The sequence below is a fragment of the Bacillota bacterium genome (assembly GCA_012837335.1).
Taxonomy (GTDB): Bacteria; Bacillota; Limnochordia; order Darwinibacteriales; family DTU012; genus DTU012.
On record DURM01000049.1, the window covers coordinates 1 to 14,113 of the forward strand.

General features: G+C 45.5%; 16 protein-coding genes. 2 read left to right on the plus strand and 14 right to left on the minus strand.

The features are described from left to right. From GX019_06195 to GX019_06210, 4 genes are all read right to left on the minus strand, one after another. A partial coding sequence (locus GX019_06195) for a hypothetical protein (GenBank protein ID HHT36753.1) occupies positions 1-173 on the minus strand: 173 nt, incomplete at its 3' end. Positions 174-257: 84 nt separating this feature from the next. Then, positions 258-701 (minus strand): threonine/serine exporter, encoded by a 444-nt coding sequence (locus GX019_06200; protein ID HHT36754.1) that lies wholly within the window; start codon positions 699-701, stop codon positions 258-260. Between the two features lies 1 nt (position 702). Beyond that, the gene (locus GX019_06205) at positions 703-1,476 is read right to left on the minus strand and encodes a threonine/serine exporter family protein (GenBank protein HHT36755.1); all 774 of its coding nucleotides are present in this window, start codon (positions 1,474-1,476) and stop codon (positions 703-705) included. Between the two features lie 153 nt (positions 1,477-1,629). Beyond that, complete coding sequence (locus tag GX019_06210; GenBank protein HHT36756.1) at positions 1,630-2,535, minus strand: radical SAM protein; 906 nt, start codon at positions 2,533-2,535, stop codon at positions 1,630-1,632. A 171-nt stretch (positions 2,536-2,706) separates the two neighbouring features. Here GX019_06210 and GX019_06215 point away from each other — a divergent pair, with 171 nt between their 5' ends. Beyond that, positions 2,707-4,659, plus strand: a complete 1,953-nt coding sequence (locus GX019_06215) for an AAA domain-containing protein (GenBank protein HHT36757.1) — start codon at positions 2,707-2,709, stop codon at positions 4,657-4,659. Continuing rightward, entirely contained in the window at positions 4,652-5,731 is a 1,080-nt protein-coding gene (gene mcrC, locus GX019_06220) for a 5-methylcytosine-specific restriction endonuclease system specificity protein McrC (protein HHT36758.1), read from the plus strand. The genes GX019_06215 and mcrC overlap by 8 nt, the downstream gene beginning before the upstream one ends. 165 nt (positions 5,732-5,896) lie before the next feature. Here the strand turns inward: mcrC and GX019_06225 are convergent, their stop codons facing one another. The 10 genes from GX019_06225 to GX019_06270 all read right to left on the minus strand — a co-directional run. Continuing rightward, the gene (locus GX019_06225; protein ID HHT36759.1) at positions 5,897-6,799 is read right to left on the minus strand and encodes a restriction endonuclease; all 903 of its coding nucleotides are present in this window, start codon (positions 6,797-6,799) and stop codon (positions 5,897-5,899) included. A 323-nt stretch (positions 6,800-7,122) separates the two neighbouring features. Continuing rightward, positions 7,123-7,695, minus strand: a complete 573-nt coding sequence (locus tag GX019_06230; GenBank protein HHT36760.1) for an orotate phosphoribosyltransferase — start codon at positions 7,693-7,695, stop codon at positions 7,123-7,125. Next, complete coding sequence (gene pyrF / locus GX019_06235; GenBank protein HHT36761.1) at positions 7,692-8,396, minus strand: orotidine-5'-phosphate decarboxylase; 705 nt, start codon at positions 8,394-8,396, stop codon at positions 7,692-7,694. The genes GX019_06230 and pyrF overlap by 4 nt, the downstream gene beginning before the upstream one ends. After that, positions 8,384-9,298, minus strand: coding sequence for a dihydroorotate dehydrogenase (locus GX019_06240; protein HHT36762.1), 915 nt, complete (start codon positions 9,296-9,298; stop codon positions 8,384-8,386). Before GX019_06240 ends, pyrF begins: the two co-directional genes overlap by 13 nt. Continuing rightward, positions 9,295-9,954, minus strand: a complete 660-nt coding sequence (locus GX019_06245; GenBank protein ID HHT36763.1) for a dihydroorotate dehydrogenase electron transfer subunit — start codon at positions 9,952-9,954, stop codon at positions 9,295-9,297. The genes GX019_06240 and GX019_06245 overlap by 4 nt, the downstream gene beginning before the upstream one ends. Positions 9,955-10,059: 105 nt before the next feature. Beyond that, the gene (locus GX019_06250) at positions 10,060-11,331 is read right to left on the minus strand and encodes a dihydroorotase (GenBank protein HHT36764.1); all 1,272 of its coding nucleotides are present in this window, start codon (positions 11,329-11,331) and stop codon (positions 10,060-10,062) included. Next, positions 11,309-12,208: an aspartate carbamoyltransferase catalytic subunit gene (locus GX019_06255; GenBank protein ID HHT36765.1), complete on the minus strand. Its 900-nt coding sequence runs from the start codon at positions 12,206-12,208 to the stop codon at positions 11,309-11,311. Before GX019_06255 ends, GX019_06250 begins: the two co-directional genes overlap by 23 nt. Before the next feature lie 204 nt (positions 12,209-12,412). Further along, the gene (locus GX019_06260; GenBank protein HHT36766.1) at positions 12,413-13,459 is read right to left on the minus strand and encodes a Gfo/Idh/MocA family oxidoreductase; all 1,047 of its coding nucleotides are present in this window, start codon (positions 13,457-13,459) and stop codon (positions 12,413-12,415) included. Positions 13,460-13,662: 203 nt separating this feature from the next. After that, a complete protein-coding gene (locus GX019_06265; protein ID HHT36767.1) occupies positions 13,663-13,914 on the minus strand; it encodes a hypothetical protein in 252 nt (83 codons plus the stop codon). 44 nt (positions 13,915-13,958) lie between these two features. Next, positions 13,959-14,113: hypothetical protein (locus GX019_06270; protein ID HHT36768.1), on the minus strand; the 155-nt coding region annotated here is incomplete at its 5' end.

Consider the following 14,113-nt stretch of genomic DNA (forward strand, 5'->3'; position numbering starts at 1 on the left):
GATACAGCTAAATCCCATACCCGCACATCATTGGTGGCACAGAGATCGATTTCACCATCGCCATCGGTGTCCCTAGTGACTTTGAGACCATAATCTGTAACCGCATCCCAGGTCCAGCTGCCTTCGACTGTAGTACTCTTCGCCCAACAGCTCGCCCATTGGAACAACTGCATCAGCCGCAACCAGTTCCCAATAGCCGATCTTGTTCTGCACATGCCAGAGATCGTATGCAGAATCTCCGGACAAGAACCGTTATTTTATTTATAACTTTTTTTCATATGTAATAAACCCATCATCACCTTGGTCATTGAGGAGACAATTATTATCCCAATCGCAATCGCTCCAGATTGGAGCAGTGTTGCGATCCCATCAGCTACTGCAAGCTGGTTATTGCCTTCTAGAAGATGCAGCACAAAAGCAAACATCCTTCCACCGGGAACAATCGGAATTAAAGCAGGAGCCAAAAAGATTGCTGCCGGGGCTTTGATCTTGCGGGCAGCTATCTCAGCAAATATGGTCATCACTAGACTGGCAAAAAACATGCCGATATAGCTTTCATAGTTATGAGAAGTAAACAGAGCGAAAATAAAGTAGCCAAACCCGCCATTGATACCAGTAAATATTAAGTTTTTTCCCCGCACATTAAAGAGAATGCCAAATGATGCCGCTGCTGCCGCGGCAAATATTGGTTTTAGAAGCACGTCATCCACCTCCCAGTTTTGCCAGAAGCATCAGCGTTCCACCGGCTCCGCTGGCCAAGGCAGTAACGATACTTAACGCTTCCATCCCCCGGCTGATTGCCGAAACAAGGTCACCAGCAGCCGCATCCCGCAGCGCATTGGTAAAGATTAGTCCAGGTACCAGCTGCATTAAAGCCGATAGAGTAATGATCCACCAATCAGGTATCAAACCTAAATATGTAAACAGCCAGCCACCCAGAGCAGCCGCAGCGCCGCCAATTACATTGACAGTAAAGAAGCCAAGCTGAATTCTATTTAAGCCATCAACAATTAAGCGGAGAAAACCTCCCAGAAAAAAGCCGCAGATAAAAGTACTTAATCCTCCGTCAAAGACAATCGTAAAAGCACTTGTCCCCACTGCCGCAGCAAAAGCCATATACCAAAAACTGTACACAGGATAGTTGTTGATAGCCGCCAGCTTTGCTTTAGCTTCTTCAGGAGTGATTGGATTATGTAAAATCGCGCGGGAAAAATTGTTCACTGCTTCAACCTTGTTAAGATTAACGCCGCGCCGACGGATCCGCATCATCCGGGAAAACACTTCACCTTTTTCATCACTGACGGAAATTACAATCATGGTTGGTGTAGCGTAGCTGTCGCATTCTTCAATTCCGAATGCCCTGCAGACAAACTGCATGGTATCCTCTACCCGATAAATCTCGCCGCCATTTTCCAAGATGATTTTTCCGGCCCTGCAGGCAATATCTATAATTTCACCGATTTCATACCTGTTCACGCCTAGTCCTCTTTTCCTATTCCTGTTTATTTCAGCTTATGCAGATTATCCTTACCCTGCTCCTTAAATCTTATTATAGCAGACCCAGCTTTGAGTTAGTAAAGCTGTTCATGAAAAAAAGAAGCCGAGGTGGCTTCTTTAGCTATTAGTAAACTAACACTCAGCAAGCCTTAGGCCAAGTGCCTCGGCATAGCTTACTGCTTCGCTGAATTCTTTCTGGCTTATCCTGCGGTCCAGTTCCGGGTATTCAAATGCTTTATAGCTTGGATAGTATTGAGCCATTAAGTTGACCAATACATCCGGAGAAAGCTCTGATTTGATAAAATCTAGGACTTGCTTTGTTTCTTCCAAACCACCAGGAAGTACCAGGTGCCGGATTAAAAGTCCCCGGTAAGCTAAACCGCTTTCTTCAACTACAAGACCGCCTACCTGGCGATCCATTTCTTTAAGTGCTAAAAATGCTTTAGCAAAATAATCTGGAGCTTGAGAATATTTCCTGCCCCACTCCTCCGAGCTGTATTTAATGTCCGGCATATAAATGTCTACAACACCCTCAAGCAGCTTAAGCGTGTCGATACTTTCATAACCGCTGCAGTTATAAACAATTGGTATTCGCAAGCCCTTTTGGGATGCAATATACACGGCCTCTAAAATGTGGGGAACATAATGGGTAGGCGTCACTAAATTAATGTTACCGCACTTATAGTTAGCCTGAATGACCAGCATCATGTCTGCAAGCTGTTCGGTAGTGTATACCTCACCTTCTCCCCAAAAGCTGAGCTGGTAATTCTGACAGTAGACACAGCGGAGATTACAGTGGGCAAAGAAGATAGTACCAGAGCCATTTTTCCCAACCAATTCTCTTTCTTCCCCAAAGTGAGGACCAAAGCTGGAAACTCCTAGTTCAGCACCTGCCTGGCAAAAACCTAACTCCGTAGTGCGATCCACACCACATTCACGCGGACATAGTTTGCAGTTGGTTAGATGCTGCTGGGCAGCAGCAATTTTCTTTTCAAAACTAGCTGTTGTAATCTGACGATAGCTGCCTTGATACCTCATTCCTGTCATCTCCAGTCAAAACATAAACTTTAGCAAAATCAGAGCTATATTCCATACATCAACTAAAAATGCCCTTACAAAGGAAATTACAGAACTGAAATTGAACTTATATCCAGCTGCGTAAAAATAATAACCCTTCCATCTTGCTATAAATCCTTAGGAGGTACAGCGATGATTGACACCGTTAAGCTCCATGAGGTACTGGTTGACTACAAAAAAGACTTTGATAATTGGTGGACAAAAGAACGCTACAAGTGGCAAGCAGTAAAGCATTTTCAACAGCACTGGAGCATAAATGCTCCGGACTTTTTGGAAATGTTCACTCAAGCTACCAATAAAACCGATAATCTAACCGCGTCTCAACACTATTATCCACGCGCAATGCTTCAGGAGTTTATTGCTGCTGACGCAGAAGCTGTTAGGGCTATGTTTATTAATCTTTATGACGAATATAAAGATTTGACTGCACGAGTCGAAAAATTTATATCTGATGCAGACAGGCTAAAAGAAAAACATGACAACGGTTCATGGAAACAACACTACCAGACTCCTAACTCAATAAGCACCTATCTTTGGCTCCGTTTTCCTCACAAATACTATATCTACAAATACTCAGAAGCCATAAAGGTAGCCAAGGTCCTCAATAGCAGTCTTGTTCCCGCTGGTTCAAGGACCAATAGATTAACTATCGGCTTTAAACTGTATGATCAATTGTGTGAGGAATTAAAGAAAGATATTGAGCTGATTAATAAGCTACAGTCAGTTCTGGACGATGACTGCTATCCTGATCCCGCTCTAAAAACTCTAACAATGGATGTTGGTTATTATATCAGTAGAGTTTTTTCGGAAAAGGACAAATGGTTCCCTGAAGATTACAGTCCCAACATCTCGGTACAACAATGGCTGGATCTATTAGGTAATCAGGACATATTTACCCCAGATAGTCTAGAGATCATGAAAAGGATTAAGGACCATGGGGGCATGGCAACTTGCAAACAACTCTCAGAAAAGTATGGTGAAAAACCCAACTTCTACAACGCTGGCTCTTCATCACTTGCACAGCGAATTGCCAAAGCTACTAATTGTCCTCTTCCACCCGATAATAAAGATTCTCGGTGGTGGCCTATTCTTTATTTGGGCAAACATACCGATGATAAATCAGAAGGCACATTTATCTGGAAACTTCGTGACGAGTTAAGTACAGCGTTAGATCAGTTTGATCTTTCTGGCGTGGAGTTGCATGCACAAGAAACGGATAATATTGCATTATACACTAAACAAGATTTTTTAAATGAGGTTTTTATGACTGAAGCAGACTTCGACACACTGGTGTCACTGCTTGAGAACAAAAAGAACCTAATATTAGAAGGGCCACCAGGAGTTGGAAAAACTTTTGCTGCAAAACGCTTAGCTTGGGCTGTTTTGGGCAAGAAGCAGGATGACAATATTGAGTTCATTCAATTCCATCAAAATTACTCATATGAAGACTTTGTAATGGGATATAAACCCCGTGGAGAAAGCTTTGAACTAGAGCACGGAATCTTCTATCGTTTCTGCCAAAAAGCATCCAGTAAACCTAAAGAACAGTTTTTCTTCATCATCGATGAAATCAACCGAGGCAACACCAGCAAGATATTTGGCGAGCTGCTGATGTTGATCGAAAAAGACTATCGGGGTACTAAGACAACCTTAGCATATGACAAAACACCGTTTACTGTACCTAGCAACATATATATTATCGGCATGATGAATACAGCCGACCGGAGCTTAGCTATGATTGACTACGCTCTGCGCAGGCGCTTTAGCTTTTTTAGAATATCTCCAGGATTTGATTCAGATGGTTTCCGAGCGTATATGAACCAGCTGGATAACGAAACATTTAACACTCTGATTGACCGGGTGAAGGAGCTTAATAAAGTGATTGTTGACGATCCATCGCTTGGCAGAGAATTCCGCATTGGACACAGCTACTTCTGCAGTCGAAATAAGGATACCTGCACAGAGGATTGGATGCGTGAGATTGTGGAATATGAGGTTCTGCCGCTGTTGGAGGAATACTGGTTTGATGACAGAACTAAGCTTAAACACTGGGAAAATATGCTCCGGAGTGTGTTCGATGACTAAGCACAACGGTATCCTTATCAAAAATATCTACTACATGCTTTCATATGCTTACCAGGTGCTGAAACAGAAAAACTACCAAGAACTAGCATCAGAGGATTTTGAAAATGTCCAGGACTTGCTCGCTGGAATTCTAGCTGTAGGCATGGCACAACAGGTGAAACAAGGCTTATACCGCGAATACGTTCCGCACACAGATGACATTGCTGGACTGCGAGGTAGAATTAAGATTCATGATACCATTCATAAGAAAATCAAAAGACACGCGCGGTTGGCGTGCGAATATGATCAACTCACAGAAAACAATATCTTTAATCAGATCATTAAAACAACTGCATTTCACCTGCTCAAATCAAACACCGTTAATAAATCCAGACGACACGCGCTGAAAAAAGTGTTGCTCTTCTTTGCAGATGTGGATAATCTTGACCCAGCTTTTATCGACTGGAATACTTTAAGATTTCACCGCAACAATCAGAACTACATAATGCTGCTTAATATCTGCTCTTTTGTGCTGGACAGCCTGCTTTTAACAACCGAAAAAGGTCTTTACAAAATGTCTGAATTCTCTTTGGATGAGATCAACTTGGCTAAGCTGTTTGAAAAATTTGTCCTGGAATATTACCGCTATCATCATCCGATGCTGAAAGCATCCTCAACGCAGATTAAGTGGGACGTCGATACAGAATATGCATCTATCCTTCCCACAATGTACACTGATGTCACACTGAGGTATGGTGACGAAATGCTTATTATTGATACAAAATACTATAACAGAACAATGCAGACCCATTGGCTGTTTGGAACCCAGACTCTCCATTCATCCAACTTATATCAGATTTTTTCATATGTAAAAAATGCAGACTCAGACAAAACTGGGAATGTATCGGGACTACTGCTGTATGCTAAGACAGGTGAAAGCATATCAACGAACTGCGATGTAATTATCGATGGCAATAGAATCTCTGTAAGAATACTGGATCTTAATGTTCCGTTCCCAGAAATTGCTGCCCAATTAGATGACATTGCAACTTCTTTTTTTGAAACCTATTCTATCTCCACAACGGAGCGCTAACTAATTTTCTTTAGCCCAATATTCTGTCATTTGCCTGTTTGAACACATTATCGGAACTTCTGATTAGTATCCAAGCCCGACCTGACATTTTCCAATGTTGTTAAACAATTCGGTTATCCAAAAACATGCCCATTTTCAAATGCATCACATCATTGAACAAGTTGATCATTCATCCAAGAAATAATCAGAGTCAATCCGCTTCACCGTATATGTTTCAACAGTACTAACCCCCAGATTATGTTCAATCATCAATTCTGCTAACTGTTGTCCGTCAATTAAAACTATTCTAGTCTCTATGTTATTGGCATAGTTCCAAGCATCCTGTGTGAAGTAGGAGGTAGTTATAAACACTCCACGACGTGCCTTAACACCCTGTAATGCACCTACAAATCGTTGTATTTCTGGACGTCCTACAGATTGTTCCCACCGTTTCGCCTGTATATAAATTGTTTCAAGTCCCAATTTATCTTCCTTAATTATACCATCAATACCACCATCGCCCGAACGACCTAAGACTTGCCCAGCCTCACGTCTAGAACCACCATAGCCCATGCGTACGAGAAGATCCACTACTAATCGTTCAAAAAAACCCGGAGTACAATCCATTATTTTTGATAGCAACTCTTGAGCTAACTCTTGCTGCATTTCATCAACAGTTCTCTCTAATATTTCTTCGGGTGTCTGTATCCGACTCATAGTCTCCGTCTTATTCTTTTGTCTTTCTTGACCATATCGAAACTCTTTAAAACCTTCATACTTACGCAGTTCTTCAATAGTTAATCTCTGGGGATTTGTACTCAAGAAACTTTGCCCTGTTTCAGTAATTTGAAAGCATCCCCTCTTTGGAGAATACAGCAAGCCAGCCTTAACCAAATAAGTCCTAGCCCAACTCACTCTATTTTCTATCACCTTTTGCTTCCCGCTAGGTAACAATGCTTTTCTTTCTTCATCGGATAGTCGAAAATAATCTGCCATAGCCGAATAAGCATCATGGATAGAATGGACCTTGCCATCGCCAGCAAAATGCAGAAGAGGCAGCATAATACTCTGATAATCTGGTATTGTCATTCTGTCATACCTCCATAAAATACTGAGGATCAACATTGTATATGCTTTTAACCGAGCTAACAAGGTTGATCTTCCCTATCATGCCAGATCAATTAACCTTTTGAACAGTTAATAACCGCTTAATGACAGCTTTACTTAATTCCGTATGAATTGTGAGGCCTCTAAGGTTTTCTAGGCGCCTGGCAGTTTATAATATGCATCATAATGTGGATGAATAGTTACCAATCTACATAGTCATATGAAGTGCAGCATCTATGATTGTACTAGCATTATCTAGGATAATGCGTGTCTTTTACCTGTCTAATATTTTATCCCTTACCTGATTACTTACTCCCCCTACTACCCGGTTTCATAATTGGCACTCCTGCTTTGCAGAGCGAACAGTTCTCCGGAGAATAAGTTTCAATTTCCAGCTTCAGCAGAGAAAAATAAGGTGCTTTGAAATCAACCTTCCCTCCACTGCGATCCACCAAGGAGGCCACTGCCTGCACTCTGCAGTCATTATTCTTTGCTATTTCCAGGATTTCCTGGACTGATCCCCCAGTTGTTACCACATCCTCCACCACTAATACCCTTTCCTGTGGTTGGAGATGGAACCCGCGCCGCAGGGTCATTTTTCCCTGTTCTCTTTCTGCAAAAATAAAGCGGCAGTTTAAAGCTTTCGCCACTTCATAACCCAAATTAATTCCCCCAACTGCCGGAGCAATAACTGTGTCGAGATCCCGCGGCAGCTTCTTAACAAGCTCAGCCACTATTTTCTCTGCCTTATTCGGATATTCAAACACAGCCGCGCACTGCACATACTGCTGTGAGTGCAGTCCTGAAGTTAGCTGAAAATGTCCCTCTTTCAGCGCACCTAATTCAATAAACTCCTGAAGGAGTTCTTGGCTTGTCATAATACCACCTCAATTTCTGCCAAGATCTGATCGAATGCCCGCTTTGGATCAGAACTGGCGGTAATCGGCCGTCCAATCACCAAATAATCGCTGCCGACCTGCACTGCTTGAGCAGGACTCATTATCCGCTTCTGGTCTCCCACATCACTGCCCAGAGGCCGCACTCCCGGAGTTACGGCTAGAAATCCTAGACCTAACTTACTTTTAAGCAGTTTTACCTCATTAGGAGAACAAACCACTCCATGCAGTCCCGCCTCTTTAGCAAGCGCAGCATAGTGGAGCACGCAGTCTTCAACTTCTCCTGGGATCAAAAGCTGCTCGTTCATCGCTTCTTGATCTATCGAAGTAAGCTGGGTTACCCCAATCAGTTTAGTGTCTCCCACCAGCGCTTCCTTTGCTCGTTTCATCATCTCCAGTCCACCGGCGCAGTGAACGTTGAGAATATCGCAGCCAAGTTTACTTAAAGTATTAACAGCGCCATAGGCTGTGTTGGGAATATCATGCACCTTTACATCAAGGAATACTTTTAAGCCCCGGTCCTTTAACCGCTTCACTAAATCCGGACCGGCAGTGTAAAAAAGCTCCATGCCCACCTTAACAAAAGACAGATTAGGCAGCTGCTTCAGCAGTTTATCCAGCTGCTCAATTTCCTGAAAGTCTAACGCAACAATCACCCGGTCATTTAATTTCACAGAGCGCACCCCCGTATCTCATCAAGGCTTTCAATTCCGTTTGCTTCCATGAATTCTCTAATTTCAGCGATAATCTTTGGGCAGGCCCTTGGATTGGTAAAATTAGCAGTTCCAACCATCACCGCGCTGGCTCCTGCCATAATAAACTCAACCGCATCGGCTCCGGTGCAGATTCCACCCATCCCGATAATGGGAATGTCCACAACTTGAGCTGTGTCATACACCATCCGCACCGCTACCGGCTTTACTGCCGGGCCAGAAAGGCCTCCGGTCCTATTAGCCAAGACCGGACGGCGGGATTTAATATCTATTTTCATGCCGATTAAAGTATTGATTAAAGTCAAGCCATCAGCTCCCCCGGATTGCGCCGCCAAGGCTATTTCGCGAATATCTGCCACATTAGGGGATAGCTTAACAAATAAAGGAATGGAGCAGACACTCCTTACTTCCTTAACCAAGCTCTCCAAGATTTGGGGATCCACACCAAAGGTGATTCCACCTGCTTTTACATTGGGACAAGAAACGTTGAGCTCAATCGCAGCTGCAAGCCCGGATTTAGAAACCAGCTCTGCAACTTCTACATACTCCGCTGCCGTCTCTCCCGCTACGTTCACAACTACCGGAACATCCTGCTCGGCAAGCCAGGGCAGCTCATTCGCCAGCACATGCTCCACACCGGGGTTTGCCAGTCCGATTGCGTTTAACATTCCACCCTTAACCTCAGTCACTCTAGGAGTAGGATTACCCTGGCGGGGCTGGCGGGTCACCGCCTTCGTTACTACCGCCCCCAGCTGATGCAGAGGGTAATACTTGGCGTACTCCTGTCCGAATCCAAAACAGCCGGAGGCAGGCATTACCGGATTCTTTAAGCTCAACCCCGCAAGTTTTACGCTCAAATCAGGACCGCTCATAGAATCACCTCGTTCCAGTCAAAAACCGGACCATCAGCGCAGATCCGCTTAGCAAAAGCCTTATCCTCTGTTTTGCAGACACAGCCATAGCAGGCGCCTACACCGCAGGCCATCCGCTCTTCCAAAGAAACATAGCCATGCACAGCTTGTCCGGCAAAATGCTCCTGCAAAGCCCGCAGCATGCCTACAGGTCCGCAGGCATAAACATAGTCCCAGCTTTTACCTGCAGACTGGAACTTGTTCACTAAATCTATCACACTGCCCTGAACTCCTGCTGAACCATCATCAGTTGCTATAGCTAAATTGCCAAGCTTGGAAAACTCATCGATCCAGAAGCATTCACTTTTACTTCGAAATCCCAAAGCAAGATCCACATTTTCAGTTATACCTGTAAGCTCTGATGCTAATTGGTACAGCGGGGGCGAACCAATCCCGCCTCCAACAACTAACACCTCTGCATTTGGAGGAGGGAGGGGAAAGCCACTGCCTAAAGGCCCTAGAACATCAAGCTTGTCTCCAGATTTCCGCTTCGAAAGCCATCTGGTTCCCTCGCCTACGGTGCGGTAAACTAATGTCAAACTATCTTCATCCACTGCTGCGATGCTGATCGGCCGCCTCAGCACATGCTCACAGCCGGTGCCGATTTGGATCATCATAAACTGTCCCGGCGCTGTTTGAGCGTAGGGAAAAATGCCTCCTAAAGTTAATTCCCAAATCTCTGCTGCTATCTGCCTGTTCTTAACAACGTCCAGCTGCACCGATTACCACCCTCCTCTTTCCGAAGCACTGTATTTTTCCATCCCGTTTACTAACGTCAGCACCGGCCAGCCCTCAAGTGTCTCACCAATATAAGGGGAATTTGTTCCTCTGCTGAAAAACCTTTCCGGTTTAACTATCCGGACAAGTTCTAAGTCAATTACTGTTAAATCAGCTGGTCTGCCGACTGCAAGGTTAAAGTCTTTGGCCACCACTTTACCCGGACCGGTCGTTAACGCCCTTAAGAGTCTTTCTAGTTCCAGTTTTCCTGTTTTGACCAGCTTGGTGTAGAGCACCGGAAACGCTGTTTCCAGACCGGTTACTCCAAAGGGTGAATTAGAACTAATTCCGCGCTCTTTTTCCCGCCCATGGGGAGCATGGTCTGTAGCAATTGCGTCAATAATGCCTGTGCGCACGCCTTCGATCAGCGCTTCCCGATCAGCATGAGTGCGGAGGGGAGGCTTCATCTGAAAATGCCCTAAAGGCTCGGTGATATCATCTCTGGTAAGCGTAAGGTGATGAGGAGTGACTTCTGCGGTTACCGGCAGGCCAGCGGCTTTCGCCTGAGCAATCAGCTCAACTGATTCCGCGCAGCTTAAGTGGGCTGCGTGGTAGCGGCAGTTAGTTTTTGCTACCAGTTCCAAATCCCGCTCCAGCATGCGGTACTCTGATTCAGGAGGAATGCTGTCTGCAAAAATTCCTGGGTTTACCAGGCTCTTATCTTCTAAATGATTGATTAGTACTCCACCCAGATCCGCCAGCTTTTCCATTACTGCTGTAATTACTTCCGCTTCCACCGGATCGCCGTCATCGGAGAAGAGAGTTATGCCGCGGTTGCTAAAACCGGCATAATCATTTAATCCTCTGCCTGCCCGCTCCCTGGTTGCCGCAGCAATCGGCACCACTTTTACGTACGCATCCTGCCTGATTCGCTTTTCCAAATCATCCAGCCTTGTCAGCGTATCCAAAGGCGGATTAGTGTTCGGCATGGCGTAAACCAAGGTAAACCCACCGGCAGCAGCTGCTTTTGTTCCCGATGCGATCGTTTCTTTGCTTTCATAACCCGGTTCCCGCAGATGCACATGGAGATCCACAAATCCATGGCTGATGAGCTTACCTTCCGCGTGATACTCCCTTACTGGAACTGCTGCCTCCCGGCGAAGTTCTGCCGCTTCTTCCCCAAAAGCTGCGGTTTTTCCATCAACAATCAGCACGTCTTCCCTAACAATTCTTCCTTCCCGATCCACCCAACCATTACGCAGATACCAGTTGTTCACCGCTCTCCTCCCTCAAGCACCACTGCAGCACAGCCATTCTCATAGCAACACCATTAGTCACCTGCTGGAGAATCCTGCAGCGGGGATCCGTCAGCACCTCATCAGTAATTTCCACATTTCGGTTAATGGGACCCGGATGGAGAATCACCGCATCGGGCTTCAGCTGGTTTAACCTTTCCGCGTTAAGCCCATAGTGGCGGTTATAATCTTCAACTGTGTAAGCAGAGCTGTGCCGCTCCCGCTGGACGCGAAGCATCATTACCACATCCGCTTCACAGACTGCATCATCAAAAGTGACCCAGGAAAACTCTCCCAAGTCCTGAGGTTTGAAGACTTCCGGTCCGGAGAAAAGTGGCTCTGCGCCAAGCATCTGGAGAAGCTTGGCATTGGAGCGAGCCACCCTGCTGTGGCGGACATCCCCTACAATCGCCACTTTCAAACCGGCAAATCTACCGAAATGCTGCTTAATTGTCAGTGCATCAAGCAGCGCCTGAGTGGGATGCTCATGGACTCCTGAACCGGCGTTAATCACTGACATCTTCAGACCCGCATTCTCAATCGCTTGGGTCCAGTTATCACTGTGGCGGATTACCGCCAGCCGCACTCCCAGGGCATCCAGTGTCTGGAGCGAATCCAGGAGAGTCTCTCCTTTCTTCACACTTGACTGGTCTACCTCAAAGTCCAGGAGAGTAAGCCCAAGACGCTGGGCTGCGATCTGAAATGACAGCAGCGTGCGGGTGCTTGGTTCAAAGAAGAGATTTACCGCATGCCCGGTAATTCTAGTCTCCGGTTCATGGTCAAGATAGAACTGCGCTTGTCTTAAAAGCCATTCCACCATTGGTACATTCAGCTGTTTTACACTTAACAACGATGTCATGCCTACTCCTCGCTTTCAAGACCTCAGACGCTCCGGCACAAAAAAGGCTTCCACCGGGTTGGTAGAAGCCTAAACAAAGCTATGCCAAAAATAGATACAGTTAGCCTGTAATCTCTGCGCATATAGACGTCCTTCCCAACCTCTCTGGATTGGATTAAAGGTCTTTTTTATTTGACTATACGATAGCAAATTAATCGCACCCTGTCAACAGCAAACTTCAACATTGCTTGCCGCTTTTTGGCGTTTTTTTCCTGATTCATAAATCGCAGAGACCAGTTCCTGGGTCTTAACCGCATCCCGCGCAGTAACCGCAGGCTCAATCCCCTGCTCCAGCGCGTGGTAAAAGTCAGTAATCTGTTTGATGTGACTTACACCCCAATAGCTTTTGGCGCTGCCATAAGCAATTAACTCCTTAGGATTCGGCACTGCCCGCATTTCCCGGCCATCGTTAAACTTAACGATTCCGGTATCACCGATAATCCTTGCCGTTCCATGCTCGCAGTGCAGCTCAAGCTCAACAGGAATGCTGCAGCCGTAATAATTAAGAGCTTGGAAGCAGGTGATTACTCCATTTTCGAAGCGAATAATTCCTTCCGCGCAGTCTTCAACTTCAATTACATCACCTAACACCCTCGTGCTGATAGTGGCATCCACAGACTCTATCTCACTGCCGATAAACCAGCGGGCTAAATCAAAGGTATGGATTGCCTGATTGATTACCACACCACCGCCTTCTTGATCCCAGGTGCCCTTCCAGTCGCTGCCAGTGTAGTATTCTTTCGTCCGCTGCCAGGTTACCGACAATTTGCTGGCCAGAACCCTGCCCAACTCTCCTGATTCCATCACCTTTTTTACTAACTGGGAACCGGGGTTAAAGCGGTTCTGGAAAATCACGCTTAAAACCACATTGTTCTCTTCAGCCGCCTTGATCATGGCGTAAGCTTCTTCATTGGAGATTGCCATCGGTTTTTCAGTTAAGACATGCACTCCATGCTCGGCAGCGAAAATTGCCATGGGAGCGTGCAGGTAATGGGGAGTGCAGATATGCACCACGTCAAGGTTTGCTTGGGCAATCATCTCCCGGTAATCCACATAAAAAGAGCAGTTATACTCATCTGCCCTTGCCCGCGCACGTTCTGGGTTTATATCACAAACAGCTGCTAGATGCGCATTTGCTTGGCGGCTGATTGATCGTGCATGCATTGGGAAAATTGAACCGCATCCAATGATTCCAACTCTGTACTGACTCATCCACTTTACCTCCAATAAAATGAGGGGGCGGACCCCCTCCTGCAAAATGTCGCACTCATACTTCGCGGAAGATTTGACCATTTCCTGCAAAATCCATTATAATATAAGTGCAGCCGGATGTAGATTACTACCTTATTTGAGAGGGCTTAAGAGAACATGGGGTTATCTATGGGGGGTCAAGGTCCGGCTGCAAAAACTATGAACTACCCGACAATACCTGTGCGCTCAACACTTTCGATAAAGTACCTCTGAAGGAAGCCGTAAAAAACAAGCAGCGGCGCAATAAACATGATCATCCCCGTGTTGATAATTATCGACATGTACTCATTGCTGTAGGCATAGTTGTCAAACGACAATGTTAAGCGCTCCAGCATAAATGGCAGCAGAGTGGATGTATTGTGGAGATACATGGATGTCAGATAATAGTCATTATACTGCCAAACAAATGAAAACAAGAAAACAATCACAGCTGCCGAGCCTGCCCCGGGAAGCATAATGATCAGGAAGGTACGCAGATGGCCGGCTCCATAAACACTGCCGGTACTTCCAATTCTCTAGCTATTTCCTCCGCGGTTTTAGCAGTTTCACGGCATGTAATTAAGATGTTCTGTACCAATAGTCTTGCAGCCAGCGTCCAAGCGCTGTCGCTCTTGC

Excerpts from the sequence above, each read along its gene's own strand:
- GX019_06210 (HHT36756.1), bottom strand. The coding sequence starts at position 2,535 with ATGAGGTATCAAGGCAGCTATCGTCAGATTACAACAGCTAGTTTTGAA.
- GX019_06215 (HHT36757.1), top strand. The coding sequence starts at position 2,707 with ATGATTGACACCGTTAAGCTCCATGAGGTACTGGTTGACTACAAAAAA.
- mcrC (HHT36758.1), top strand. The coding sequence starts at position 4,652 with ATGACTAAGCACAACGGTATCCTTATCAAAAATATCTACTACATGCTT.
- GX019_06225 (HHT36759.1), bottom strand. The coding sequence starts at position 6,799 with ATGACAATACCAGATTATCAGAGTATTATGCTGCCTCTTCTGCATTTT.
- GX019_06230 (HHT36760.1), bottom strand. The coding sequence starts at position 7,695 with ATGACAAGCCAAGAACTCCTTCAGGAGTTTATTGAATTAGGTGCGCTG.
- GX019_06240 (HHT36762.1), bottom strand. The coding sequence starts at position 9,298 with ATGAGCGGTCCTGATTTGAGCGTAAAACTTGCGGGGTTGAGCTTAAAG.
- GX019_06245 (HHT36763.1), bottom strand. The coding sequence starts at position 9,954 with ATGATGATCCAAATCGGCACCGGCTGTGAGCATGTGCTGAGGCGGCCG.
- GX019_06255 (HHT36765.1), bottom strand. The coding sequence starts at position 12,208 with ATGACATCGTTGTTAAGTGTAAAACAGCTGAATGTACCAATGGTGGAA.
- GX019_06260 (HHT36766.1), bottom strand. The coding sequence starts at position 13,459 with ATGAGTCAGTACAGAGTTGGAATCATTGGATGCGGTTCAATTTTCCCA.